The sequence below is a fragment of the Aeromonas media genome, assembly GCF_020423125.1.
In the GTDB taxonomy this organism is placed as follows: Bacteria; Pseudomonadota; Gammaproteobacteria; order Enterobacterales; family Aeromonadaceae; genus Aeromonas; species Aeromonas media.
The window spans coordinates 1,899,195-1,925,175 of record NZ_CP075564.1 but is presented as its reverse complement, the minus strand read 5'-3'; the positions used below and the strand labels follow the sequence as shown (position 1 = coordinate 1,925,175).

Sequence of the window (25,981 nt, the reverse complement as noted above, 5' to 3'; positions counted from 1 at the left end):
TGTCACAAAAGTGACGCCTTCCTCTGTCAGATTGTTTGAAAACAGATTTATCAGTTGTCTGGCATCGATCATCTGGCTCTCATTCGAGCCAAATTGCAGGGAGTGCAACCATGAAGAAGATTGCCTTGATCACCGGAGCCCGGGGCGGCATCGGATCCGCCATCACCACCGCCTTGCTGGCCCAGGAGTATCGCATCATCGCCACCCACTCCAGCATCAATGCCGCCGCTGCACGGGAGTGGTACCAGGAGCAGGGGTATCAGCCGGATCGGGTGCGGCTGCTGGCGCTGGATGTGGCCGACACCGCCATGTGCCGCGAGACCCTGGGCCGCCTGCTGCAGGAGGAGGGCCGGGTGGACGTGCTGGTCAACAACGCCGGCATCACCCGGGATGGGGCCTTCAAGCGGATGGTGCCGGATCAGTGGTTCGAGGTGATCCACACCAATCTGTGCAGCCTCTACAACGTGACCCAGCCGCTGTTCGACGCCATGTGCGAGCAGCGCGATGCCCGCATCATCAACATCTCCTCGGTCAACGGCCAGAAGGGGCAGTTCGGTCAGGTCAACTACTCGGCGGCCAAGGCAGGCATGCTGGGCTTCACCAAGGCGCTGGCGGCGGAAGGCGCCCGCTTCGGGGTCACGGTCAACGCCATCGCCCCCGGCTACACCGCCACCCCCATGGTGGAGGCGATCCGCAGCGACATCCTCGACAGCATCAAGGCCGACATTCCCATGCGCCGCCTCGCCAAACCGGAGGAGATTGCCGCCGCCGTGGCCTTCCTCGCCAGCGAAGCAGGGGCCTATATCACGGGGGAGACCCTGGCCATCAACGGCAGCCTCTACATGAAGTAACGCGAGATAAGCAGGATCCACAGGGGGCAGCCAACGGGCTGCCCCCTGCTTTTGGCCTGCTACAAGAGGCGCGCCGTCCCCCCTGATTCGGCGAAATGGCTGCGCAGGGCGGTGATCACCCGGCGCACCTTTTCCGGGATCTCCCGCTGGGGGGTGATGGCGTGGATCTCCATGGGCGGCACCCGAAAGCCTGGCAGCAAGGCGAGCAGGCGGCCCTGAGCGAGATCCTCAGCAATTTCCCCCTCGGGTTGCAGGGAAATCCCCTGCCCCGCCAGGGCAAACTGGCGCAGGGGCAGCACGTTGTTGCATTGCACCCTGGGTTTGCACTTCACCCTGTGCTCGCCCCCTCGCTCGTCAAGGAGCAGCAAGCCGCTCCCCAGCATGTCGCCGCAGAGCCAATCGTGCGCGGCCAGATCTGCCGGGGTGCGCGGCGTCCCCTTGCGCGCCAGGTAGGCGGGGGCGGCGCACAGCAGCATCCGGGTCTGGCCCAGCTTGCGGGCCACCAGGGTGGAGTCCGGCAGGGAGCCGACCCGCAGCGCCACGTCGATGCGCTCGGCAATGAGATCCCGCTTCTCGTCGTCGGCGATGATCTGGATGCACAGGCCAGGATGGGCCTGCAACAGGGGCGACAAGGCCAGCGCCAGCGGCTGGCCCGCCATCCCCACGGGCGCGGTGATCCGCACCTCCCCGAGCAGGCTGTCGCGCACTTCCGAGAGGCGCAGCTCGGTCTGGTTGAGGGTCTGTTGCAGGGACTGGCACCCCTGCCACACCACCTCCCCCGCCTCGGTCAGGCTGAGGCGACGGGTGGAGCGATGCAGCAGGGTGAGGCCGAGCAGGCTCTCCAGCTGGCCAATGTGCTGGCTGACGGCGGAGGGGGTCATGCCGAGGGCCTTGGCGGCCCCCGTCATGGTGCCCGCCTCCACCACGGCGGCGAAGATGGCGTAACGTCTGAGCTGATCCATTATTAAATCCAGCTTACAAGTGAATGCAATTTACAGTGGATTATTAAATCACATCCGGGGGCGTAGGATAGCCTCATTCCCACAGTGAAGGAGAGATATTCATGAAGATTGCCCTCATAGGTGCCAGCGGTTTTGTCGGTTCAGCCATCCTCAACGAGGCCGTCAGCCGTGGCCACAGCGTCACCGCCATCGTGCGTGACGTCAGCAAGGTCACCGCCCATCCGCAGGTCACCACAGTGGCGGTCGATGCCCAGGACCCGCAGGCGCTGGCCGACGTGCTCAAGGGGCACGATAGGGTGATCAGCGCCTACAACCCGGGCTGGAGTGCCCCGGATATCCATGATCAGTACCTCAAGGGCGCCAGCGCCATCGTCAAGGCAGCCAACGCCGCCCACAGCTGGCTGCTGGTGGTCGGCGGTGCCGGCAGCCTGGAGATAGCCCCCGGAGTGCAACTGGTGGATACCCCGGACTTCCCGGCCGAGTGGAAGCAAGGGGCACTGGCGGCCCGCGACGGTCTCACGGCCCTTCGCCGCGAAACGACCCTCGACTGGCGCTTCGTCTCCCCGCCGGTGTTCCTCGAACCCGGCGAGAAGCGCGGCAGCTACCGTCTCGGGGGTGATCAGGTGCTCTTTAGCGGCGACAAGCCTGCCGGGATCACAGTCGGGGATCTGGCGGATGGGGTGTTGAACGAGGCGGAAACACCGGCTCACCTGCGCCAGCGCTTCACTCTGGGTTACTGAAGAGGCTGATCTGGGCGCGCTGGGCGGGCGCTCGCCCTCTATCCTCTGCGCCACACTACCCAAGGGGAGGCTGATGCCTCCCCTTTGTTCATTCGCCTCCCGCGGGCACTGCGCCTTCCCTGCCCCTGGAGGATTCATGGGCAAGGCGATCGCCAGGGGCGCATTTTCTCCGTGCAATCGACAGGCTGCCCCAAAGAGATCGAATTCTATTTCGACTTTTGTATATAACTAAGAATATTTTGTTGCTTCCACCTTATAACCCCGAACAGTAGCATCCCCTTAAACCCAAATGGTGCCATCGTGAGCCACGGACCCGAGTCCTGCCACGAGCCACACCGCCGTCTTTGTACCGGATCCTCGGGACTGCACCCGACATCCGGCAAGTGAGGAGATGCACATGGAACATTCATCACTGCCCATCATCGACTATGCCGCGATCAATGGCGCCCCCGAGCAACGTCGCCAGATGCTGGCCAAGCTTGGCCGGGCGGCCCGCGACATCGGCTTCTTCTATCTGACAGGCCATGGTCTGAGCGAAGCGCAGCAACGGGATACCCTGGCGCTGGCGGCACGCTTCTTCGCCCTGCCCCTGCAGGAGAAGCTGGCGGTGCAGATGGTGCACTCCCCTCACTTTCGTGGCTACAACCTGGTGGGGGCCGAACTCACCCGGGAGCGGCCGGACAGGCGGGAGCAGTTCGACGTCATGAACGAGGAGCAGGCCCTCCCCCTGGTGCAGATAAGCCACTCCTGGCAGCGGCTCACAGGCCCCAACCAGTGGCCCGCGGCCCTGCCCGAGATGAAGACACAACTGCTGGCGTGGCAGGCGCGGCTGAGCGATATCACCCTCACCCTGCTGTCGGCCTTTGCCGAGGTGCTGGAGCAACCGGCCGGGGTGTTCGATGAGAGCATCCAGGGCGCCCCCTATCAGCACATGAAGCTCATTCACTACCCGGGACGGGAAGCGGGAGGTAGCGGCCAGGGGGTCGGCGCCCACAAGGATCCCGGCTACCTGACCCTGGTGATGCAGGACCATCACTCCGGCCTCGAGGTGGAGACGGCGAGCGGCTGGATTTCCGCGCCGCCCCTGCCCGGCGCCCTGGTGGTCAATATCGGCGAGCTGCTGGAGCTTGCCTCCAACGGCTACCTCAAGGCGACCCTGCACCGGGTGCAGAGCCCGCCCCCCGGGGTCTCGCGTCTCTCCTGCGCCTTCTTCATGGCGGCGAGGCTCGATGCCACAGTGCCGCTGCTCACCCTCTCCCCCGAGCTGGCTGCGCAGGCACAAGGCCCTGAGAGCGACCCCGCCAACCCCCTCTTCTATCAGGTGGGAGAGAACGTGCTCAAGGGCAGGCTGCGCTCTCACCCCGATGTGGCGGCGCGCCACTATGCTCAGCAACACAGGGTAGCGCAGGAGCCGATACCGGCCTGACACCATCAAGGGGGTGGCGACAAGCCGCCATCCCGACCACAGGACAGGGGCGCCAGTGTGGCCCCGTCCACCGATTTCCACACCAGAACAACAACGCCATAGCCTGGCGACCACGGAGCAAAACGATGAAATTCAAGACCATGAGCGTGCACAGCGGCCAGCGGATCGATCCCCAGACCGGCGCCCTCACCACACCGCTCTACCAGAGCAGCACCTTCAGCTACGTCAATGCCCAGGCGGGCAAGGAGCGCTTCGCAGGCCAGGCCCCGGGCTTTATCTACAGCCGCTTCGGCAACCCCACCACCGCCGAGCTGGAGCTGAAGCTGGCGGCCCTCGAGGGCGCCGACGAGGCGCTGGTGGTGGCGAGTGGCATGGCGGCGGTGAGCGCCATCCTCTATGCCCTGGCCAGCAGCGGAGATGAAGTGGCCTATGTCGGCCCCCTCTACGGCGGCACCGATGCGTTCCTGAAACAGACCTTCAGCCGGGCCGGCATCACCATCACGAGTTACGACAGCGATCAGGATCTGCTGGCCAACATCAACCCCGCCACCAGGGTGATCCTGTTCGAGACCCTGACCAACCCCACCCTCAAGGTGGTGGATCCCCGGGTGGTGGTGGAAGCGGCCCGCAAGGTGGGCGCCATCAGCGTCTGTGACAACACCTTCCTCACCCCCTATCTGCTGCGCCCGCTGGCGCTCGGCATCGATCTGGTGATGCACAGCGGCACCAAGTACCTCGGTGGTCACGGCGACATCATCGCCGGTGTGGTGGCGGGCTCCCACGCGCTGATGAAGTCGGTACGCACCGTGGCCCTCAAGCACATCGGCTCCCCCATCGGGCCACAGGAGGCCTACCTGCTGCAGCGCGGGGTCAAGACCCTGCCCCTGCGCATGGATGCCCACCTGCACAACGCCCAGAAGGTGGCCGACTTCCTCGCCGCCCACCCGGCGGTGAAGAAGGTGATCTACCCGGGGCTTGCCAGCCATCCGGGTCACGACGCCCTCGGCGCCTTCGCCAGCGGCTTTGGCGGCATGGTGAGCATAGAGCTGGAGGGCGGCTTTGCGCGCTGCGCCACCCTGCTCGACAACCTGCAGCTGTTCGTACAGGCGGTGAGTCTCGGGGATCTCGAGAGCCTGGCCTGCCATCCGGCCAGCACCACCCACGCCGCCATGGACGAGGCGAGCCGCCTCGCCGCCGGGGTCAACGACGATCTCCTCCGCTTCAGTATCGGGGTGGAAGACGCCGACGATCTCATCGCCGATCTGGCGGCGGCGCTGGCCCTGATCTGACCCTCAGCCGCATGCACGACCGGCGCCACGCGCAATAAAAAAGGGAAGGCCAGGCCTTCCCTTTCTCTCATCCATTCCCGGGTGCGGGAAGGGGCCCTGCTCAGGCGTCGTGATAATCCTGGCAGGCGCTCAGGGTGTTCTCCATCAGGCTGGCCACCGTCATGGGCCCCACGCCACCGGGCACAGGGGTGATGAAGGCGGCGTGATTGCGCGCCGTTTCAAACTCCACGTCCCCCACCAGGGAGCCGTCGGCCAGGCGGTTGATCCCCACGTCGATCACCAGGGCCCCCGGCTTGACCCACTCCCCCGGGATGAAGTTCGGCTTGCCCACCGCCACTACCAGCAGATCGGCACGGCGCACCTGGGCTTCCAGATCCTGGGTGAAGCGGTGACAGGTAGTAGTGGTGCAACCCGCCAGCAGCAGCTCCAGCGTCATCGGGCGACCGACGATATTGGAGGCACCGACCACCACAGCATGCAGACCGTGGGTCTTGACGCCAGTCGCCTCGATCAGGGTCATGATCCCCTTGGGGGTGCAGGGACGCAGCGCCGGGATGCGCTGTGCCAGACGGCCCACGTTGTAGGGGTGGAAACCATCCACGTCCTTGTCGGGACGAATGCGCTCCAGCACCTGGGTGGTGTCGCAATGAGCCGGCAGGGGCAACTGCACCAGGATGCCGTCCACCTCCGCATCCTCATTGAGCCGGTCGATCAGGGCCAGCAACTCTTCCTGGGTCGCATTGGCGCTGAGATCATAGGAGCGGGAGACAAATCCCACCTCTTCACAGGCACGACGCTTGCTGCCCACATAGACCTGGGACGCCGGATCCAGCCCCACCAGGATCACCGCCAGACCCGGTGCCCGCTTGCCCAGTGCCAACCGCTGTTGGACTTGTTCGGCGACCTGATTGCGAATCGTTTGCGCAACCTGTTTTCCATCAATGATTTTGGCAGACATCGTTCTTCACTCACCATGTGTTCAACTGCCGCGCATTGTCGCATTTTTTTGGCGCAGGTGTTAGCGGCTCTCGCCTGGCGGGCAATAAGTAGGCATTTGAATTTACTGGTGGAAAAAGTCGTTGACGCTGACTTTGACGCTTGGGTATGATGCCCGCCCGTTGCCCAGTCGTACCGCCCCCGGTATGCTGGACGATGAGATTTCGGTGATTAGCGCAGCCCGGTAGCGCATCTGGTTTGGGACCAGAGGGTCAAAGGTTCGAATCCTTTATCACCGACCAGGTTCATCGAGACGTCTTGTGGCGGCTCGATACAGAGCGCCCTTAGCTCAGTCGGATAGAGCAACGGCCTTCTAAGCCGTGGGTCGCAGGTTCGAATCCTGCAGGGCGCGCCATTTAAAATGTGTTTTAAATCATTGAGTTATTGACGAAGAGTGTGACTTATCGTCCATTCGGCAGATTATCTCAAGATGACCTTGGCCACGCCTTGGCAGACACAAAATGGCGATGATTTCAGTGGTGGCTGTAGCTCAGTTGGTAGAGTCCCGGATTGTGATTCCGGTTGTCGTGGGTTCGAGCCCCATCAGCCACCCCATTATTTCTCTGTTGTTGCTATCTGTTGCGAAAGAAATGAAAGGCTTGAATATGGCCGGCAACTCATCAGCAAGGCAGACTTCGCGCAATTTATGCGCGGCGATAAACCGGCCCCGCGCCGGTTTTTTGTTTTAGCGAATCAATTAACGCCCATGGAGGCGGCCTATGTCTCTTCGTCATCCGGGTCGCAAGCAGCCCGCTCGCCAGCCCTCCCCCGCGACGGGCAACCCCGCCCTCGATCTCTTCCACCGCAACTGGCAAGCGCTCGAAAAGCTACAGGCAAAGATCGACAAGCAAGCCCTCAACGGCCGCGATATCTATCAGCGTTTCACCAGCGAAATAGAACCCCTTGAGCGTCAACAGTGCGAGCTCATCTTTGCCCTCGCCAAGCGCCTGGTCGATTTTACGGCTCGCAAGAGCTTTACCCTGTGGCAGCGGGAGACCTTGCACCACTGGATCCACGATCTCATCAGCTATATCGAGTCCAATCCGTTTCGTGGCGAGATGGATTTGGCTCCCCTCTTTCACCAAATCCAAACCAATACCGCCCTGCACATGGATGACGAACAGCTCGACTATCAGTGTGACGTTCTTACCCAGATGCTGATGGAGACTTGTGGCCACTGCCCCGATGACATCGATACCTTGCGCGAGATGCTCAAAAACCCCGATCGGTTGAACGAGTACATGATGAATGCGGCGCGCCAGCATATGGCCGAAGAGTGCAACACCGTCGATAAAGAAGAGGATGCCCGCTTCGACGATGATGAGTTGTTTGCCGATGAGCCTCTCTTCGGCACTGAGCAGCAAGATGCTTTTGCCCACGCGCGCACCCGTCGTGAGCAAGAGGAAGAGGCGCGCATCGAACAGTTGTTCAGCAAATCCAGCCTCAAGCAGCTCTATCGCAAGCTCGCCCTGGCGCTGCACCCGGATCGGGAACCCGACCCCGTCATGCAGGCGGAAAAGACCCGCATCATGGGCCAACTCAGCCAGGCCTGGGAAAACAAAGAGATGTTCACCCTGTTGCAGCTGGCCCACACCCACCTGCCCGAGTTCGATAACCTGCTCAGTGACGAGAACCTCGCTTACCTCAACCCGATGCTGAAACGCCAGCTACGCGAGCTCGAAGTCAGCTACTACGGCGGGCAAGACGGGCTAATGGGCGCGGTGCTGCACAAATTCAAGCAATCATCCAAGAAAAAGACCGAGCAGGCCTTTGCCGAACATCGGGACTATTTGCTGCGTGATATCGACCACCTGACTGCCCAGCTGGCCGAGATCACCACCCTGCAGACCCTCAAACCCTATCTGGCGGCCCGCTGGGATCAGCAGCAAATGAGGTGGGATGAGGAAGAGGACGATATGGAATGGCTGTTTAGGTAACGGCCAGCGGTGACCGACCATCTCATCAATCAATCAAGGCGCCACTGGCGCCTTGATTGTTTTCACACTGCTGGTTATTACACTGATCGTGCTATCGGATAGCCAGCCTTAAATCAGGGTCACCTGACGCGCTTTGGCATCAGGCGCCAGCGCCTGTTCCTCATCGTGGATAGTTGTGAAGGGCTCAGGGGAAATGGCGGCTGCCGATGCGATTTTGCGCTGCTGATATTGGGCCAGACGCAAGTCCAGCAGCTCTTGCACCATGCGATGCAGAGGATCGATATCCTCCTCACTCACCGCGAAGCGTAGGCAGAAGCGATCCTCCCTTACCTCGAACCAGTACTCCCCCTTGGCGCCTGGATTGCCGCCACTGCTGAACTTGATCGGATTGCTCTTCCAGTAACTGAGCCAAGCCGGGCTGTCGGCGCTCAGGGCTTGCTGCTTGGCCGGCAGATCGAGACGGGCCAGCTCGGGATGCCGCTCGAACAGGTAACGGGAGTGGCTGGCCAGCGCTGCCAAGGTGGGTGGCTCACGCAGACCGTCGAGTTCGAGCAAGGCCAATAGCAGGATCAACTTGAAGCTCTTGTTGAGCGCGGTGTTCTCCACCCCCGCACGCAGAAAGTCGCCGTGCCGGTTCAGCACGCGCAGCTCCTCCTCCCCCAGATCGCCCGCTTGGGCGAGCAGCTCAAACCAGCCCCCCTGTTTTTGGGTATCGAAACGCAGTTGCTCACCCAGCCGGGCAACCCAGGTTTGCCGCGCAGTGGGACGATAACCGAGGTACTCCTTGAGGATCTGATAGGTCTCAAGCAGAGTCGGTTGCTGCTGCCTTTTTAACAGCGCTAGCAACGGAAGCAGCTTGGGATCCAGATTGATAAAACAACCTGCCGCCAGCGTCATCGCCCTGTTTGCGTGCGTTGGCGAGTAGGTCAATTGCGTTTGCAGCAGCTGAGGCTTGTAGAGACATGCCTTGTGATTGCCCACCAGATCGATCACCACCAGGCGTTCTTTGCCTTGATAGAGGCGCAAGCCCCGCCCCAACTGTTGCAGGAACACGATGCGCGACTCGGTGGGACGCAGCATCAGCACGGTATCGATGGCGGGCAAGTCGGTGCCTTCGTTGAACAAATCTACCGAGAAGATGATATCGAGCTCGGCGGCGGCCAATTGCTCCTGGGCGGCTTGTCGCCCCTGACGGGAGCCCGCATAGACGGCTACCGCCCGCACTCCGGCTTGCTGGAAGACGCTGGCCATAAAATCGGCATGACGGGTCGAGATGCAGAAGGCCAGCGTGCGCTGCTGGCGTAAACGTCGCCACTGGCTAAGGGCGTGCTGAGCCCGCTTCTGACTGGCGAAGGCACTCTCCAGCGCATGGGGGTCAAACTGACCGTTGCGCCAAGGCAGCGCGGCATAGTCGATAGTGTCATCCAAAATGCCGTGATAGGTGAGCGGCACCAGCATCTTTTGCTCAATGGCGAGCGCCAGCCCCCGTTCAAAGACGAGATTGTTGTCGCACAGCGCCAGAATATCGGCCTGATCGGTGCGGTCAGGGGTCGCGGTCAGCCCGAGCAGGAAGCGGGGCTTGAAGTGGTTTAGCAAGCGCCGGTAGGAGGGTGAGGCGGCATGATGAAACTCATCGACCACCACGTAATCGAAGTGATCCGGTGCAAAGCGCAGCAGATGCCGACTCTTGCCCAGCGTCTGGATGGAGGCAAACAACCAATCGGCCTCATCCTGCTGCTGACCGTGATAGAGGCCAGAATTTGCCTGCGGCGCCATGTGCAAGAAGGTCTGGCGCGCTTGGGTCAGGATCTCCTCCCGATGGGCAACAAACAGCAGGCGGGCCGCCTGCATCTGGCGCACATCAAAAGCCGCGAGCCAAGTCTTACCAAGGCCGGTCGCCATGACCACCACGCCCCGTTTATGCCCCTGTGCCCGCGCGGCTTGCAGCGCCATCAGCGCCTCTTGCTGCACGCTGTTGGGGATGGGGGCTTCACGCAGCTGCTCGGCGCTGCTGCGATGATCCCCGGTGAGCACCCGCAACTCCCGCAGCGCGCTCTGCCGATAGCGAGCGAGGTAGCCATCTATCCAGTCGTGGGTAAGGAGCACGACCCGCGCGTCTTGCGCCAGCCGCTCGATTTGAGCCGCGAGCTGACGCAGGCTGTGATGCGGCTCGCTGGGTCCGCTCGGCTCAGCCCTGAGCGACCAGTTCCACTCCAGCGACTCGGTAAGGGCGGCGGCAGAGATATTGCTGGAGCCGAGAAACGCCTGACCACCGAGCACCGCTGGCGACCCTTCCTGGCCAACTTGCTGGCCTAGGTACTGGGCTGCGTGCTGGACAAACAGATAGGACTTGAGGTGAAAACCGCGATTGCCCTGACTCTGGTAGATCAGCGCGCAAGAGCGAGCGGGATCAAATTTGAGCAACTCGCGCAGCGCCACCGGCTGGGTCACCTCCAGATAGTCCGAGGTGATCACCCGAAGCCGTGCTCCTCGCGCCAGCGCCTCGTGCAGGGCACCGCGCAACAACACCAGCCCGCTTTGGCGAATAAAGGAGACACACAACTCAATGCGGCTACCCTCGCCACAACGGGCGATGGCGTCCAGCAGATGTGGCAACAGGGGATCGTTGAACTCCGGATCCCCCGCCTCTCCCCCGCTGATGAGCACGGGTGCACTCATGACCCGACCTTGCGCACGATGGCGTTAAGCCAACACTCCTGCTCGCGGCCGGGGCGTCGATCCGCAGTCTGCCAGATCTCGACCTCGCTCAGCGGCAACGGCGTTATCAGGGCTTGCAGCCCCGCCTCATCCAACTGGGTGAAGGCTCGGCCATCGCGCTCGGTCTCGTCTACCCCATATTTGAACGAGCAATAGAGCAGACCACCGTCGGCGAGTTGCTGGCACAGATGGACCATTACGGCATCCAATTCGGCACGGGGAACATGCAGCAGACTGGCACAGGCCCAGATGGCATCGACCGGCGCGGGAGCCACGAACTGATCGAAACGGCACAGTTGCACCGGCTGACCAAGCAGGCGCTCGGCGCGCAGGGCCAGCTCCGCGCTGGCATCGAACGCAGTGACCTGAAAGCCCTGCTCTCGGAAGTAGAGACTGTCCCGACCAGAGCCGCAGCCCGCATCGACGATATGAGCGCCGGGAGCGAGCAGAGGCAGGAAGCGCTGGTAAAGCGGCTGCATATCGACCGACAGCGTGCCTTCGACGAAGCTATCTGCGTGTTGGTTGTAGTAATCGATAGACATATTAAGCAGGCACCTAGCAGAAAACGCTCAGATTAACAGAGAGTTAGGGGTAAAAAATCGAGTCAGTGCCATTTCAGACAATCCGCAGTACGGGAAGACCAACTGGCACCTTCTTCGCTATTCATAAATGCTCTATTGACCCTAAGGGCGCTCAGTTCATGCTATCAAAAAGAGTGTTATTCTAAGCCTGAGAGCACGGTAGCTCTATGAAGCCAGATCACCAAATCGATCATTTCTACTATTTGGCCAAGATGTACGCTGCGTCAGCGATTCATCATGGCGGTCTAATAGATCAGAACCACAGTCTGGGTTCACTTTGCGCCCAACACTGCTGGCGGTGTGCTCTGCCCATCACATCTAACTTGCCCCAAGGAGTTGGTGCGACAAGTTGTGCCATTGGAGGACCGCAGGTTGCCGAGGCTATCTTTACGCCAGGTGACGGTCTCGCCGGTGCTGGGATTGCTGACCCGTACATTGCCTAGACTATCTTTGCGGTAAGTGGTGCCTTCGCTGCTGCGCACATTGCCGAGAGAGTCTTTGCGCCAGGTGGTGCCGCTTTGCGAATCCCTGACGTTGCCGAGACTGTCCTTGCGCAGGGTGCCGCTATTGCCATCATCACACTGGTAGCGGGTATTACCGAGGCTGTCTTTGCGATAGGTACAGTCGGCGGCCCCGGCACTCTGGACCACCAGCAGTAACAGGGCACCAGCTAATACGCCGAGCGGGGGTAACGAAGGTGACATAAACATGCTCCTTGGTTGGGGCTGACTGGGACTCTCTTCAAGCGGGTCCAGTATATGCCGCCTCAATACCCATGCCGATACTGGTTACATACACATGTCGCATTTTGGAGCAGATGCGGGGTGTCTGATCACCGAGCCGGCGTTTATCGGCGGGGTCTGCTGGACGACGATGGCAATGGGTTGCAACCCAGACAATCAAGGCGCCTGTGTAGCGCCTTGATTGTTTTACGCGATCTGCATCGTTAAACGACTATGCCGTCGGCGCCGTTTCCTCTATGGCAATCGTGCCGGGCTCTTCCAGAGCCTCGACGATCAATGACAACCGATCCTGTTCGAAGTCCATATGCATGGCGTCCAGTTGCGGCAGTGTCTTGCTGGCCTTCGCCGAGAGTTTGTTGAATCTCTCCACTTTGCCATACAGCCCTTGCTTGCCCACCAGCGCCTTGACCGTGTTGTTGTAGTGATTGCTGGCGGTGTTGAGCGTGCCGCCCAAGCTGCTCAGACGTTCGGCAACAAGGCAGACCTGGTTGTAGATGTCGCCGGCTTTTTCACTGATCTCGCGGGCCTCCGTATTGCTGCGTTCGATCATCCACAGATTTGATACCGTGCGCAGGATGGGGATCAGGGTCGTATGTGAGACCAGTACGATGCCCTTGTTGTATCCATACTCGAACAAATCCTTGTTGTGCTTCAACGCTTCGATATAGGCGGGTTCAATCGGCATGAACATCAGCACAAAGCTGGGGCTGTGCATGCCAATCAAGTTGATGTAATCCTTCGATGCCAGATCGTCGATATGCTTGCGCACCGCTTTGAGATGCTCTGCCATCGCCAGCTGATACGCCTCTGGGCTCTCGGCCGCTACCGCCCGATCATAAGCCACCAAAGAAACCTTGCTGTCGATGATGATGTGTTTGCCATCCGGCAGTTTGATCAGATAGTCGGTCTGCTTGTGCTTGCCTTCCGCATCCTTGAAGCTGCTCTGCACTTCGTAGTGGGCCGCTTCAATCAGGCCACTCATCTCCAGTGTGCGGCGCAGTTGCGCTTCCCCCCAGGCTCCGCGCTGCTGGGAATCGCCCTTGAGGGCCGACGTGAGGTTGTTGGCCTCCTTGCTCATATTCAGACCAATTTCCAGCACCTTCCGGATCTCGGCATTGAGCTGAGCGCTGCCTTGCACCGAGACATCGTGCACCTCGTTGATCCGTTTCTGGAATCCTTCGATCTGCTCGCGAAATGGCTTGAGCAGGCTATCGATCCCGATCTGGCTGCTCTGAGTGAACGCCTTGCCCTTCTCGTCGAAAATCTTGTTGGCGAGGTTTTCAAACTCCTGTGCCAGTGTCTTCTTGGCATCGGCAAGTTGACCCAGCTGCTCCTGGAAGTGCTCTTCCCGCTTTTGCAGCGTGGTCTTGAGCTCGGTGTGTTCGTTATCAACCTGATGCAACCGCTCCTGCAGGCCGAGAATGGCGTTCTCACGCTCTTTCAGGGTCTGTTTGACATCCACCAGTTGTTCACGGACTTCGCGCTCCGCGCTCTGCAGGGATTGCGCATGTTTGCCTTCATTGGCCAACTTATCCTTGAGCTGGCTGATCTCATCATGGGCTGCTCGGTTTTGCCCATCAGCCAGATTCAAGCGTTCACGCAAGTCAGCGATCTGCTCTTTCTGACCACGGTTTTCGGCCTGTGCCGTCTCCAGACGCTTCTCCGCGTCATGTTGCTGCTCCTTGGCCGCGCTCAACTGCTGCTGCAAGGCCTCGCTGGCAGCCTTACGTTCGCTCAATTGCGTCGCCAACTCTTGCAGCTGCTCTTTGGCACCCTCTAGCTGGGTCTGCACCTTGCCGGCCTCCACCTGCTGCCCATGACATTGTTGTTCCGCCGCCTTGAGCTGCTCCTGAGCCTGTGCCAATTGCTGTGTCAGCAAGCCCTGTGCCTGCTGTGCCTGCCCCAGTTGGCTAGTGAGCTGACCGAGCCGGTTGCCGTGGCGCAGCGCCGCCACAAAGTAGCCAATCACGCAGCAAGCGACTGCAATGATGACGCTGATGACAATGATCTCCGTAGTCCACTGGCTGATTTGCATGAATACTCCTTAAGCGTGCTTGAAAGGCAGATGTAAGTGGTGCGAATAGTGCTTTTGCCCGGCGATAACCACGATAATCGCGTCAATGCCTATGCTGGCCACTACTGTGCAACAGGCTAACACGCCCGATTTCATGGAAACCGATGGTGACTCACACTCCCGCCTGCTGATGCTCAACTGAGCAGAATGTTTATTAAAAATCCCGTTGGATGGCGACGTTCACAGGCTTGTCGGCCGCACCTTTGAGCATGGCGTCGAGCTTGTCGACGGGCTGGGATGGTATGCGGTCCCCGGGGTTGGCTCATCTTCCTATTCGACGTCTTCTTCGTCCGCTCGCGCGTGGCTCATGGCGCGGCCTTGGGCCGCAAACTCATTGCGACGCGCCCAGCTGAAATCCGCCAACACCAGATCCGGGTAATAGGCGCTGTTAGTGCCCATCATGACGCTGACCACAAAGTCCTGTATCACCTTCAAATACTGAATGAGGCCGTCCAGCGTGGGAGATGGCGCATGGATAAAGGCCAGGATCACCTCGGATACCTGAATGCCGACGGCAGCCAGCCCCTCACTGAGCGTGAAGGCGAGATCTTCCCCTGCGTGCCACCCCTCATCCAACTCGAAGTAATGGATGAGGGCCTTGCCAAGTTGCTCCGCCGTGCGCCACGCCTCCAGGCCGTGCACCTCCCCAGTCTGCCTGCTGATCGCACGCGTTACCCGTTTATTTTCCTCCACAACATCGGCAACGCTTCGCGCTGGGATGCCCTCGATATGCGGCGCCACCCCCTTGCAGAGCAGACAATGGAAGAAGGGAAACAGCAATTCATGCACGACGCTGGGCGAGCCGAAATAACCCGCTTGGGACGCCGTTTGCAGCATCTGCGCAAAGCCATCGGCGGGGACTTGCCCGGCGGCATAAAAGGCAATTTCGCTTTCGATGATCGATTTGGCCTCCTCCAAAGACCAGCCGAAATGATCAGGATCCAGCGACAACCGCATTCTCGATGCCAGCCACCAACCTTCACTGTCACGAACAAAGAGCACTTCCGCCGCCTTGCTCCCCGTCCAGCTCCGGTATAGGTGGAGAGTTTCTCCTTCGAAATAGCAGAACCATTTGTACTCCATCGCCGGAGGGATAAATCCCTGTCGGATGTTGGCCATCTGCTCATCGCGAAAGCGCAGGCTCAGCGGAAGGGTGAGCGCATCTCGATGCAATGGTTGTAACCCTTGCCAATCATGCCGTGTCGCCGCCTTCATCCTTTATCTCCCAAGTCATCAGTTAAAACCCAGATGACTATATCGTTCGAGCAAAGCCGCTTCGATACTGGGGTTTTGCACATGTCGTATTTTCAAGCAGATATTTTCAAACTAATAGACAGATAAGAGGCAGGCGAGACGGACGGGGCAGTTCCTCACAACCACACGGCTTCCTGCTCCAGCGCCATCCCGCTGGCTTGCATTGACCGGATCAATTGCTTCACTTCCACGTCGAAATCGGCTGTCGCAGGGTGTGCCAGCATGGCGTTGAATTCGCGCTGGGTATCCTGCCAAAGCGTGGTACAACCGAAACGCTCGAGACGAGATGGCCACTCGGGCATCAACCACAGGGCCACGCTGTGGCCAAGACGGCTGCGAAGCCGGGCAAAGTTGAGCAGACCCACTCCGTCGTAGTCGGGAAAGAAGTGGATCGCAGGCGCCCGCTGGCGCAAGGCGAGCCAATCCAACAATGTGTTGGGCAATTGGCCACTGTAATAAGCAACACTGGCGGGCTGGGCGCAGGGTAGCCAGTCCAGCTGGTCAAACAGCGCCTGATTTTCCACAAGCCATAGCGGATGTTCGGTATACCAGGTGCTGTCGGCGTGCACAGTCAGAGCGGCGACGCCCAGTTGATCGGTGCTCAGTCGCAAGTCCAGCCGGTTGTCTTTATCGTCTCGCCACGCCACCTGACCGGGACCGGCCTTTAACAGCAGATAGCTGAACTCATGCCCATGATCTGCCCCCTTGCTACGGCGAGTTGCGGCGATGTTACGCGCTCGGCGTGGCAGACCATCGACCAATTCGGCTTGCTCTATCGGCACCAGTTGTCGCCACTGGTGTTCCACCACGGCGGGCAGCCTTATCTCAAATACGACACCCCTGCCCTCGGGCCGCATCTGTATGCTGCCGGTAGCGCGGGCAAAGCTGCTCAGCTCACGTCGCTGCCCCTCGCTCAATTGAGAGCTGGCAAGCCCTCCTCCAGGGGCTTGGCGCAATTTGCGCAAGGCGGCGATCAAACTACGGCTCATGGTCGCTCCTTGGGAGCAAGCACCAGCCAGCTCTGCCGATTGATATGGTTCTTGCCGGCATGGTGATGGATAGGTACGCAATAGCGTGCCGTGGTCAACGGAGCTGGCGAGGCGCAGATCAGGGCAAAACCGAATTCTGCCGCCACATCGATCAGATTTTTCTGGTTGCGGGTATCCAGCGCCAGCGCCTCATCCAGATAACAGATGGTGCGGATGCGCTTGTTCTTGTGATGCATCAGGTGGAGCATGGCCAGCCCGGTCACCAGCTTGGCCATCAATACGGTGCCGTTGGAGGCCGCACTGTCTATCTCGGTGAAGGACTCCTCCTGCTGATCCTGCTTACCTATCACAAACTCCAGGCGAAACAGATCGGCGACACGGAGCCCTTGCCGGGCATTGCCCTCATCAAACAAGGTCTGTTTGGCGCGATCCAATCGCACATCATCCAGCACGCTTTGCTGATTAAACAGATCGAAGCTCTCCCCCGTCTCCACCTGAGCGGACTTATCGAGCAGAATTTCGATGGCTTCCACCAGGTGTGCTTCATCCCTGGGCTCGATTTTGAAAACCCTGAGGTCGGACAGTTGACGCTGACTCACCAGCCGGTTAAAGCCCCGCATCTGCGCCTTAAAAGCATTCAGCCCCTGTCTGAGCTGTTTCAGGCTGGCGGTGACATTGATCACGGCACTGCGGGCCTTCTTCTCCAATGCCTCGGCTTCTTTTGGCAACATCTGATGGAAATCGAGGATCCGACTCCACTCCTCGTCCTGAGTCGGGCAGTGTTCATACTTGGTGAGTCCGCCAGCGTGCAAATCCTGCAAACCGCGCTGCAACGCGCTGTTCAACGCCAACAATTGACGACTATCGGTCTGGAATTCTTGCAAACGGGTATATAGGGTATCCAGCGTTCTGGTGGCTCCCCCGAGCCAGGGATGGTAGGAAAGAGATTCCAGATAACCGAATTCTGGCCCCTGATCCTCGCGCTGGTTACGCATGGTGACGATGCCGTTATGCTCATCATCCAGTCGCATCTGCGCTTGTCGCAAAGCATTGAGTTGATCAACCAAGCTCAATTGCTGCTGGTTAATCGCTGCCAGCTCAGCCTGTAGCCTATCCAGCTCTTGTTCATGGGCTATCAATTGCTCTGCTCGCTGGTCACTCTGGGCCAATAGATGCTGCCAGGTGTCGAAGTCGGCCAGCTCCTGCCGCAGTTGTTGCTGCTCCTGCTCTAATCGTTGCTTGTGTGCCTCGGCCTGGTGGCGCTGCTCGGCTGTTTGCTGCTGCACCTCCAAACTGGCGATATGCCTGTCGGTATCCCTGATCTGCTCCTTCAGCTCGGCTTCACTGAGTTGCTGAAACTGGGGATGCAACCGATGAAGGTTGATGCGCAGGCCAGCCAGCATCAGCGTCTCGCCCGGCGTCTGTGACAACTGTTGTTTCAACCGGGGCATATCCAGTTCGAAATCTGCCGGTCCTAGCTGCATCACTCCGGCCTGGAGCACCCGGTTTAGTCGCAGTAACTCCTCTTCACTCAGATGATCAGCCATGTGTCGATAGAGATTGTCGGTCAAGGTCTCCTGCTGCCGATGCAGGCTCATCGACAACTGCTGTTGCCGACGTAAATCTCGCCTTATGTCCTCTACGCTGCGGCTCTTGACCTGCCCCAGCAGGGTGATCTGAGCCTCCAAATTCTCCTTGACCGCCGCCAGCTGTGTTTCAAGTTGCTCACGTCCCGAAAGCAGGGTAAACCGACGCTCCAGCTCCGCTTGCTGCTGATTGAGCGCCAGCAGCTGAGTATGGGACTGCTGTTTTACGAGCCGTTCGACACTCAGCTCCTGAATACGGCTCCCCGATTGCTTTTGTGCCGTCTCGCATTGCAACACCTTGGCTGCCAATTCCTCTGCTGTGGACTCATAGTAGGAGTGCCACTGCTTGAGGTCTTCTTCTATCTGTGGGCACCAGACGATGAGCTTGCCTCTGAGCGTCAAACGCTCTTGCACTTGTTTGGCCAAGCTCAGGATCCGTGCAGACTGATTGACCGCCGCCTGATACTGAGCCCGTTCACTATTGACCTCGCTAAATGCCTTTTCCCACTCTTGCCGAAAGTCGATGGCCGCATCCGACAAGTCCCGTTTGAAGATTTCCAACAGATAATTTTTGACATCGGCCGAGGTGAGCCTATCCAGCCGTAAGGTACGAGTGAGGACCTGTCGATAGGCAGCAGCATCCGATTGATGCTCCAGATGAAAGAGGGTGAAATCGGGCTCGCTGGCGGCCCGCTTGCGACGACCACCATACAGGGCATCGCGAAAATCATTGGGACTCTTGTAGACAAACACCAGCCGCTGGCGCGTGGCCAGGTGGTTTACCAGTTGGGGCTCCGCCACCAGAGCGCCGCCGTCCAACCGATAATCATCCAGATCCAACGCTCCCTTGTAGGCAAAGTACTGATAGTCATGGCTAACCCCCTTGCCGACACATCCCAGCACCACGGTCCCCGTTTCTGGCAGACAGGCTTCCAGCAGTATGTAGGCGCTGTTGTTGGGGAAGTAGAATCGTTTGGACTTCTCCAGATCGTGGGCGCCAAAGTCCATGCGTCGCTGGTCGATGATCAATAAAAACTGCAGCGCGTTGATGAGGCTGGTTTTACCTGTGTTATTGGGGGCGATGAGTGAGACGGCAGCATCCAGCGGCAACTCGGCTCTCTGATACCCGGCACTGCCCAACAATACCAGACGCTCAAACCCGTACTGGATCATGCTTCCTCCTCCTCATCCAAACCCACCTCTGCCGATTCATCTTCCTCGCCACCCTGCGGCTCATCGAATGAATCGTCTTGGCCAGATGCGCTCAACGATTCGAAGTGTTCCAGATAGCGATAGACCGCCGGCAATAACTGCCAATAACCGTTAAGTGACAACGCAAATCCGAGCTTGACCGCGCTGTCCAGCAACGCGATGAAGCCATCCAGCTCCAACCCCTCGGCCTCAAGGATCTCCTGATGATGCTCGTGAGCCTTGGCCAGCAAGGCCTTGTCTACCCGCCACTCCGTAAAGCGGGACAAGGGTCTGCCCTCATCAGCCTGGGTATCAAACAAGCACATCCATAACAACGCCAGGCGCTTGCTAGTCTTGCTGGCTTGGCTGCCGGACTCCTCGATATGAAACCAGGCATAGCCACGTGGCTCGACTTTAAGCTCAAACCCCAGGGCGGCAAAAATAGCCTGATAGCTTTCCTGACACCGCTCCAGCTCGGCCCACAGGGCAGGCTCCGCCACCCGGTTGAGGTGCTTGCCGCTGTTGAACAGGCGAAACAGCTCACTCAGGGCACCGAGCGACTCCAGATGCGAAATAGAGGTAATCATGATCTCTGGATCCTGTAGGGGTGATAACTGACCAGCACCTCTTGCAAATCCGTTGTGGTGCTATCTGGGTGAAGGCTCGCCAGCCAAAGAGGCTCACGCACCAGTTCGTGGTAGAGTCGCAACAAGGTGGCATCCGGCTGCTCGCCATAATGCTGTAGCAACCAGAGCATCAGGTTCTCCACTGGCAGGCTCTCTTGCAGGTGTTGTTTGAGGGTCTCGTCATCAATGGGCTCTACCAGTGAGGCGTCGAAGGGGACCTCCGTCGGGAAACGGATGAGTTCCGGTATGTACGCCAGGGCGCTGGCCATAAAATCCTTGACCTCGAAGCCTACACTAACGCGTCGCGGTCGCTCCTGCCGCCAGACAGGCAAGGCCCCCTTCGTATTGCGCAACGGCAGAGCTCGCGTGAGGCCACGTTTGCGCACACGCCCCAACAACTGGCTGATGGCGGCAGACAGGCCATTATGCTCGCGCAGCTCTTCACGCAGCGGCAGCAAGGTGGCGGCACATTGCTGGGCTACCAATCTTCCCAACCGCTGCAACTCCTTGGCTTGATAAGAAACCTGACGCAACTGTAACTGGTGGGTATAAAGCCCACCTTGTATGGTGATGGCCTCTACAGCCCGATCCAGAGCCCTCTCCGCCTGCTCCAGAAAGGGATAGAAGTTGCCCGCAAGCCCGGAGTCCATCATCTCGTTCATGGGCTCCACATACTGGTCATAGGCTTCAAGCACTGAGCGATAACGTTGCGCTATTGGCATGGCTGCATCCGCGGATTTAGCCTGTTCGGCCAGCTCCAATATGGCATGGCGATCCTGATCCAATTGCAAACTGATCTGCCGCAACAGGTCTGACATCTTGGCTGAGCCCTGACGCAAATAATCGGGATTGAGTGGTTCAGAACCTTCCAGTATTTGTGCTGTCGCTTGTTTGATGGCCTCGATACGCGCCTTGAGCACGGCAGAAAGCCCTAACTCATGCTCACGTAACAGCCCCCGCGCAAACTCTTGCACCAAGGGGTTGACCTGCAGGGTATCGGTTCGCTCAAGCCACTGCAGGACATCGCTGCTACATAGGCTGCGCAAGATTTCTCCACACTCAGGCTCGCTGTCACTGCCCCGGCTGGACTTGCCAATTAGCCTCAGCACCATCGCCTCATCGAAAGCAGGCCATTCCCGCGAAGCCCGAACCAATGCTTCGATGACGTCCCAATGTTTATGCAGTTGGAATATCAGACTTTTGGGATTTGCCATTCGGTATCCTTGTTCGCTCCCTTGGCCCCAGTCCAAAGAATCATACGATGGACGGCTGGCGTCATTTGACCACAAGAGCATAGAAAGCAACCCAGCTGGCAACAATACTGGATACTTCTACATGTCGTTTTTTCAAGCAGATATCTGACGACTCCGGTCTCCCTTACCGCCATTGCTGCAAATGCTCAAACGCTGAGTGTGGGCCGGACTACCGCCAGGATGTTGGCTTGGATCACGCCTCCAGCAGGCAGATCATGGATGATCGGTATGGAAAATACTCGACGGTAGTGGTCAGTCAACTACCAACGGAAGAGTGGTACGCGAGCTTGGGGGACAACACACCTGGCAGATGCGATCCTGGACCGGCTGATGCACAACGCTCACCGGCTGTCACTGAAGGGAGAATCGATGAGAAAGAGGAGAAGTGAGTTGACCCAATCTGAACAGTCGAGTTAGAAACGAGATGACATGAGCGCGTTAAGGATCAGGGTGTTCACGTTGGCCGGAATCACTGTTCAACTTCACCGGAATACGCAGGGCCAACACTCTGATTTCCACTGATAACTCCTGGGTCAACATGGGCGTGGCTCCAAAGCCACGATCTTGGCCCAGGTGGGTCAACTTTACTCCGGCGTTAGTGGGTCATTTTTACATCGGCGGTGACAGCCAGCATATGGCCGAAGAGTGCAACACCGTCGATAAAGAAGAGGATGCCCGCTTCGACGATGATGAGTTGTTTGCCGATGAGCCTCTCTTCGGCACTGAGCAGCAAGATGCTTTTGCCCACGCGCGCACCCGTCGTGAGCAAGAGGAAGAGGCGCGCATCGAACAGTTGTTCAGCAAATCCAGCCTCAAGCAGCTCTATCGCAAGCTCGCCCTGGCGCTGCACCCGGATCGGGAACCCGACCCCGTCATGCAGGCGGAAAAGACCCGCATCATGGGCCAACTCAGCCAGGCCTGGGAAAACAAAGAGATGTTCACCCTGTTGCAGCTGGCCCACACCCACCTGCCCGAGTTCGATAACCTGCTCAGTGACGAGAACCTCGCTTACCTCAACCCGATGCTGAAACGCCAGCTACGCGAGCTCGAAGTCAGCTACTACGGCGGGCAAGACGGGCTAATGGACGCGGTGCTGCACAAATTCAAGCAATCATCCAAGAAAAAGACCGAGCAGGCCTTTGCCGAACATCGGGACTATTTGCTGCGTGATATCGACCACCTGACTGCCCAGCTGGCCGAGATCACCACCCTACAGACCCTCAAACCCTATCTGGCGGCCCGCTGGGATCAGAAGCAAATGAGGTGGGATGAGGAAGAGGACCATATGGAATGGCTGTTTAGGGAAGGTGCGAACAAGTCCCTGATATGAGATCATGTTTGTCATCTGGAGCCATGAAAAAGGGTTCATCATGAGTCATCAGCTCACCTTCGCCGACAGTGAATTCAGCAGTAAGCGCCGTCAGACCAGAAAAGAGATTTTCTTGTCCCGCATGGAGCAGATCCTGCCATGGCAAAACATGGTGGAAGTCATCGAGCCGTTTTATCCCAAGGCTGGTAATGGCCGGCGACCTTATCCGCTGGAAACCATGCTACGCATTCACTGCATGCAGCATTGGTACAACCTGAGCGATGGCGCGATGGAAGATGCTCTGTACGAAATCGCCTCCATCCGTCTGTTTGCCCGGTTATCCCTGGATAGCGCCTTGCCGGACCGCACCACCATCATGAATTTCCGCCACCTGCTGGAGCAGCATCAACTGGCCCGCCAATTGTTCAAGACCATCAATCGCTGGCTGGCCGAAGCAGGCGTCATGATGACTCAAGGCACCTTGGTCGATGCCACCATCATTGAGGCACCCAGCTCGACCAAGAACAAAGAGCAGCAACGCGATCCGCAGATGCATCAGACCAAGAAAGGCAATCAGTGGCACTTTGGCATGAAGGCCCACATTGGTGTCGATGCCAAGAGTGGCCTGACCCACAGCCTAGTCACCACCGCGGCCAACGAGCATGACCTCAATCAGCTGGGTAATCTGCTGCATGGAGAGGAGCAATTTGTCTCAGCCGATGCCGGCTACCAAGGGGCGCCACAGCGCGAGGAGCTGGCCGAGGTGGATGTGGACTGGCTGATCGCCGAGCGCCCCGGCAAGGTAAGAACCTTGAAACAGCATCCACGCAAGAACAAAACGGCCATCAACATCGAATACATGAAAGCCAGCATCCGGGCCAAGGTGGAGCACCCATTTCGCATCATCAAGCGACAGTTCGGCTTCGTGAAAGCCAGATACAAGGGGTTGCTGAAAAACGATAACCAACTGGCGATGTTATTCACGCTGGCCAACCTGTTTCGGGCGGACCAAATGATACGTCAGTGGGAGAGATCTCACTAAAAACTGGGGATAACGCCTTAAATGGCGAAGAAACGGTCTAAATAGGCTGATTCAAGGCATTTACGGGAGAAATAATCGGCTCAAACATGAAGAAATGAAATGACTGAGTCAGCCGAGAAGAATTTCCCCGCTTATTCGCACCTTCCCTTGGTATGACACCATCACTGCATTTGCAAATTTTCCCGAGAAACCTCGGCTAGATTGGCAAAATTTCGTGCTCATCAATTCAAGAAGGTATTTAAAGAAGCGAACGCGGGTGCGAACTTGTGAGCTCCCGTGAAGCGATCGCAACAATCATGGACTCACTGACAGAGACGATCAACCGACGCACCATCGCTGCCTTGGCTTTTGTTGCGCCAACCCCAGTGCACTCCTGCTGAAACTCGTTACACCTTGTTTTAATGGCCCCTTGAATCGAAAGTGCGACACCCATACCTGAGGATCAAGGTTAAATACCGCCTTTAGCGTGTGAAAAACATTTACCGCCTAAAGCAGGTAAATATTGATATACCTGCCACAGCGTGTAAATTAAAAGAAATTACGCTACCAGGTAAGTCAAATCATGAAAGTAACCAGCGCCAAGCAACTTAGTGCCTGTCTCAAGGATGCCAGGCTTTCGCAAAAGCTCTCCCAAGGCAAAGTGGCCGGCAAGGTGGGGATCAGGCAGGACACGGTGTCCAGCTTCGAGCTCAATCCCGAGTCAACCAAGCTGGAGACCTTGTTCAAGATCCTCGCCGCACTGGAACTCTCCCTCGATATCAGGCCCCGCACCGATCCTGCGGAAAACGCCACGCCTGGCTGGAAGGAGGAGTGGTAATGGCCAGCCTGACGGTCTACATGAACGGATACCGGGTAGGTACCTTTACCAAGGCGACCAATGGTGCTCACCAATTTCAGTACGATGAATCGTGGGTGAAGTTGCCAGGCAGCCGCCCCATCTCGCTCTCCATGCCATTACGCCAGCAGCGCTACCAGGGCGATGAGGCCTATAACTTCTTCGATAATCTGCTGCCAGATAACCCGGAAGTAAGAAACCGGGTGGTGGCGCGCTATCAAGCCGATTCCACCCAACCCTTTGATCTGCTCAGTTGCATTGGCCAGGACAGCGTGGGGGCATTGCAACTGGTGGCTCAGGGCAGACCTGTGCCAGACGTTAAGCGCATTGAGTGCAAGCCGCTCTCTGACGCCGAACTGGAGCAGATCATGACCAGCTACCAGCAAGGGATCCCGCTTGGTATGGTGAGGGAAGAGGACGATTTTCGGATATCCATCGCCGGGGCTCAGGAAAAGACCGCGTTACTCTACCTCGACAACCGTTGGTGCTTACCGCATGCAGCGACCCCAACCACCCACATTATCAAGCTGCCCATTGGCAAGATCGAAAGCCACTCCTACTCGATAGACCTCTCCCAGAGCGTAGAAAACGAATATCTCTGCACCCTGATCGCCAAAGCATTGGGTCTTCCGGTTCCCCATTGCTTCATCATGCAGGTCGGCAAGGTCAAGGCTCTGGCGGTGGAACGCTTCGATCGGCGCTACGCCACGGATCGCAGTTGGATCATGCGCCTGCCCCAAGAGGACTTCTGCCAGGTGTTGAATGTACCGTCAGCACGCAAGTACGAGAGCCATGGTGGACCGGGCATTGCTGACATCATGACGACCCTGCTGGGATCGGCCACGCCGGAGCAGGATCGGTACCTGTTTATGAAGTCTCAGGTGTTGTTCTGGCTGCTGGCTGCCACTGATGGCCATGCCAAGAATTTCTCGGTGTTTATCGAACCTGAAGGGCGTTTCCGGCTTACACCGTTTTACGACATCCTTTCCATGTATCCTGCATTTGGTGGTAAAGGATTACATCCCCGTGATGCCAAGTTGGCCATGGGGCTTACTGCAACCAAGGGCAAAAAATACGCGATAGAGCAGATATTTCCTCGCCATTTTTATCAAACGGCCAAGGCGATTGGTTTTGAACAAGTGCAGATGGAAAAAATCATCAGCGAGCTGACGGATAATCTGGATGAGGTAATATCAATCGTTCGTCAGCAATTGCCTGATACATTTCCCACTGAGATTGCAGATTCAATTTTGGGTGGACTCAGTTCGAGAGCTCAACGCTTAAAACGATAATTAACCAATGTGACAAATGCCTCTTGCATCGCCCCAGGTGAGCTTCTATCGAGGCTCATTTTTTTGCGTACGAGCGAGTGAATGATCCATTTTAGATCAAAAAAACAACTAAAAATGCAGAAACCTGAAGTGCCAATTTTGGCAACATCAAATTTCCTCAGCTAACCTAGAACGACATAATGGCAATAAAGCATTGATTTTAAAGCTCTATATTAATTTGGTGCTTGACGTATCCTGATGACATTTTAACTATATTAACAGGTACGGCCTTCTAAGCCGTGGGTCGC

The 25,981-nt window shown here is 58.2% G+C and carries 20 protein-coding genes, 3 tRNA genes and 1 pseudogene; 13 read left to right on the top strand and 11 right to left on the bottom strand.

What is annotated here, in order from left to right; all coding sequences use genetic code 11:
• Positions 1-110: 110 nt before the first annotated feature.
• Complete coding sequence (locus tag KI797_RS08920; RefSeq protein WP_226172625.1) at positions 111-851, top strand: SDR family oxidoreductase; 741 nt, start codon at positions 111-113, stop codon at positions 849-851.
• A gap of 59 nt (positions 852-910) precedes the next feature.
• Here KI797_RS08920 and KI797_RS08915 read toward each other — a convergent pair whose 3' ends face one another.
• A complete protein-coding gene (locus KI797_RS08915) occupies positions 911-1,813 on the bottom strand; it encodes a LysR family transcriptional regulator (RefSeq protein ID WP_226172623.1) in 903 nt (300 codons plus the stop codon).
• A 101-nt stretch (positions 1,814-1,914) separates the two neighbouring features.
• Here KI797_RS08915 and KI797_RS08910 point away from each other — a divergent pair, with 101 nt between their 5' ends.
• From KI797_RS08910 to KI797_RS08900, 3 genes are all read left to right on the top strand, one after another.
• Complete coding sequence (locus tag KI797_RS08910) at positions 1,915-2,553, top strand: NAD(P)-dependent oxidoreductase (RefSeq protein WP_226172621.1); 639 nt, start codon at positions 1,915-1,917, stop codon at positions 2,551-2,553.
• A 397-nt stretch (positions 2,554-2,950) separates the two neighbouring features.
• The gene (locus tag KI797_RS08905; protein WP_226172619.1) at positions 2,951-3,979 is read left to right on the top strand and encodes an isopenicillin N synthase family dioxygenase; all 1,029 of its coding nucleotides are present in this window, start codon (positions 2,951-2,953) and stop codon (positions 3,977-3,979) included.
• 125 nt (positions 3,980-4,104) lie between these two features.
• Positions 4,105-5,268 carry a trans-sulfuration enzyme family protein gene (locus KI797_RS08900; protein WP_226172617.1) on the top strand — a complete coding sequence of 388 codons (1,164 nt, stop codon included), beginning with the start codon at positions 4,105-4,107 and terminating at the stop codon, positions 5,266-5,268.
• 100 nt (positions 5,269-5,368) lie between these two features.
• Here KI797_RS08900 and folD read toward each other — a convergent pair whose 3' ends face one another.
• A complete protein-coding gene (gene folD, locus KI797_RS08895; protein ID WP_005326697.1) occupies positions 5,369-6,226 on the bottom strand; it encodes a bifunctional methylenetetrahydrofolate dehydrogenase/methenyltetrahydrofolate cyclohydrolase FolD in 858 nt (285 codons plus the stop codon).
• Positions 6,227-6,429: 203 nt separating this feature from the next.
• Between folD and KI797_RS08890 the strand changes: the two genes are divergently transcribed.
• The 4 genes from KI797_RS08890 (at position 6,430) to KI797_RS08875 (ending at position 8,201) form a co-directional block, all read left to right on the top strand.
• Positions 6,430-6,506 (top strand) — tRNA-Pro (locus tag KI797_RS08890).
• A gap of 36 nt (positions 6,507-6,542) precedes the next feature.
• A tRNA-Arg gene (locus KI797_RS08885) sits at positions 6,543-6,619 on the top strand.
• 124 nt (positions 6,620-6,743) lie between these two features.
• Positions 6,744-6,819: transfer RNA gene (locus KI797_RS08880), tRNA-His, on the top strand.
• 164 nt (positions 6,820-6,983) lie between these two features.
• A complete protein-coding gene (locus KI797_RS08875; RefSeq protein ID WP_104453005.1) occupies positions 6,984-8,201 on the top strand; it encodes a J domain-containing protein in 1,218 nt (405 codons plus the stop codon).
• A gap of 108 nt (positions 8,202-8,309) precedes the next feature.
• On the opposite strand, the gene KI797_RS08870 is transcribed toward KI797_RS08875, so the two are convergent.
• From KI797_RS08870 to KI797_RS08830, 9 genes are all read right to left on the bottom strand, one after another.
• Positions 8,310-10,880 carry a DEAD/DEAH box helicase family protein gene (locus tag KI797_RS08870; protein WP_226172615.1) on the bottom strand — a complete coding sequence of 857 codons (2,571 nt, stop codon included), beginning with the start codon at positions 10,878-10,880 and terminating at the stop codon, positions 8,310-8,312.
• A complete protein-coding gene (locus KI797_RS08865) occupies positions 10,877-11,461 on the bottom strand; it encodes a class I SAM-dependent methyltransferase (RefSeq protein WP_005330546.1) in 585 nt (194 codons plus the stop codon). Before KI797_RS08865 ends, KI797_RS08870 begins: the two co-directional genes overlap by 4 nt.
• Before the next feature lie 311 nt (positions 11,462-11,772).
• Complete coding sequence (locus tag KI797_RS08860; RefSeq protein WP_021140579.1) at positions 11,773-12,204, bottom strand: hypothetical protein; 432 nt, start codon at positions 12,202-12,204, stop codon at positions 11,773-11,775.
• A gap of 250 nt (positions 12,205-12,454) precedes the next feature.
• The gene (rmuC, locus tag KI797_RS08855) at positions 12,455-14,278 is read right to left on the bottom strand and encodes a DNA recombination protein RmuC (protein ID WP_005330548.1); all 1,824 of its coding nucleotides are present in this window, start codon (positions 14,276-14,278) and stop codon (positions 12,455-12,457) included.
• A 309-nt stretch (positions 14,279-14,587) separates the two neighbouring features.
• Complete coding sequence (locus tag KI797_RS08850; RefSeq protein WP_021140991.1) at positions 14,588-15,532, bottom strand: hypothetical protein; 945 nt, start codon at positions 15,530-15,532, stop codon at positions 14,588-14,590.
• Between the two features lie 155 nt (positions 15,533-15,687).
• The gene (locus KI797_RS08845) at positions 15,688-16,560 is read right to left on the bottom strand and encodes a hypothetical protein (RefSeq protein WP_021140990.1); all 873 of its coding nucleotides are present in this window, start codon (positions 16,558-16,560) and stop codon (positions 15,688-15,690) included.
• Positions 16,557-19,319, bottom strand: a complete 2,763-nt coding sequence (locus tag KI797_RS08840; protein ID WP_005330554.1) for a coiled-coil domain-containing protein — start codon at positions 19,317-19,319, stop codon at positions 16,557-16,559. Before KI797_RS08840 ends, KI797_RS08845 begins: the two co-directional genes overlap by 4 nt.
• Positions 19,316-19,924 (bottom strand): condensin complex protein MksE, encoded by a 609-nt coding sequence (locus KI797_RS08835; protein ID WP_005330555.1) that lies wholly within the window; start codon positions 19,922-19,924, stop codon positions 19,316-19,318. The genes KI797_RS08840 and KI797_RS08835 overlap by 4 nt, the downstream gene beginning before the upstream one ends.
• Entirely contained in the window at positions 19,921-21,177 is a 1,257-nt protein-coding gene (locus KI797_RS08830; protein ID WP_021140988.1) for a hypothetical protein, read from the bottom strand. The genes KI797_RS08835 and KI797_RS08830 overlap by 4 nt, the downstream gene beginning before the upstream one ends.
• Positions 21,178-21,428: 251 nt before the next feature.
• Between KI797_RS08830 and istB the strand changes: the two are divergent.
• The 5 genes and pseudogenes from istB to KI797_RS08805 all read left to right on the top strand — a co-directional run.
• Positions 21,429-21,633: pseudogene (gene istB / locus KI797_RS08825) on the top strand (IS21-like element ISAs29 family helper ATPase IstB); the annotation flags it as partial.
• A 181-nt stretch (positions 21,634-21,814) separates the two neighbouring features.
• Positions 21,815-22,546, top strand: coding sequence for a J domain-containing protein (locus tag KI797_RS08820; protein ID WP_226172613.1), 732 nt, complete (start codon positions 21,815-21,817; stop codon positions 22,544-22,546).
• Positions 22,547-22,586: 40 nt separating this feature from the next.
• The gene (locus KI797_RS08815) at positions 22,587-23,567 is read left to right on the top strand and encodes an IS5-like element IS5 family transposase (protein WP_026141181.1); all 981 of its coding nucleotides are present in this window, start codon (positions 22,587-22,589) and stop codon (positions 23,565-23,567) included.
• A 562-nt stretch (positions 23,568-24,129) separates the two neighbouring features.
• Positions 24,130-24,384 carry a helix-turn-helix domain-containing protein gene (locus tag KI797_RS08810; protein WP_005329233.1) on the top strand — a complete coding sequence of 85 codons (255 nt, stop codon included), beginning with the start codon at positions 24,130-24,132 and terminating at the stop codon, positions 24,382-24,384.
• Positions 24,384-25,694: a type II toxin-antitoxin system HipA family toxin gene (locus KI797_RS08805; protein WP_064338156.1), complete on the top strand. Its 1,311-nt coding sequence runs from the start codon at positions 24,384-24,386 to the stop codon at positions 25,692-25,694. Before KI797_RS08810 ends, KI797_RS08805 begins: the two co-directional genes overlap by 1 nt.
• The last annotated feature ends 287 nt before the right edge of the window (positions 25,695-25,981 follow it).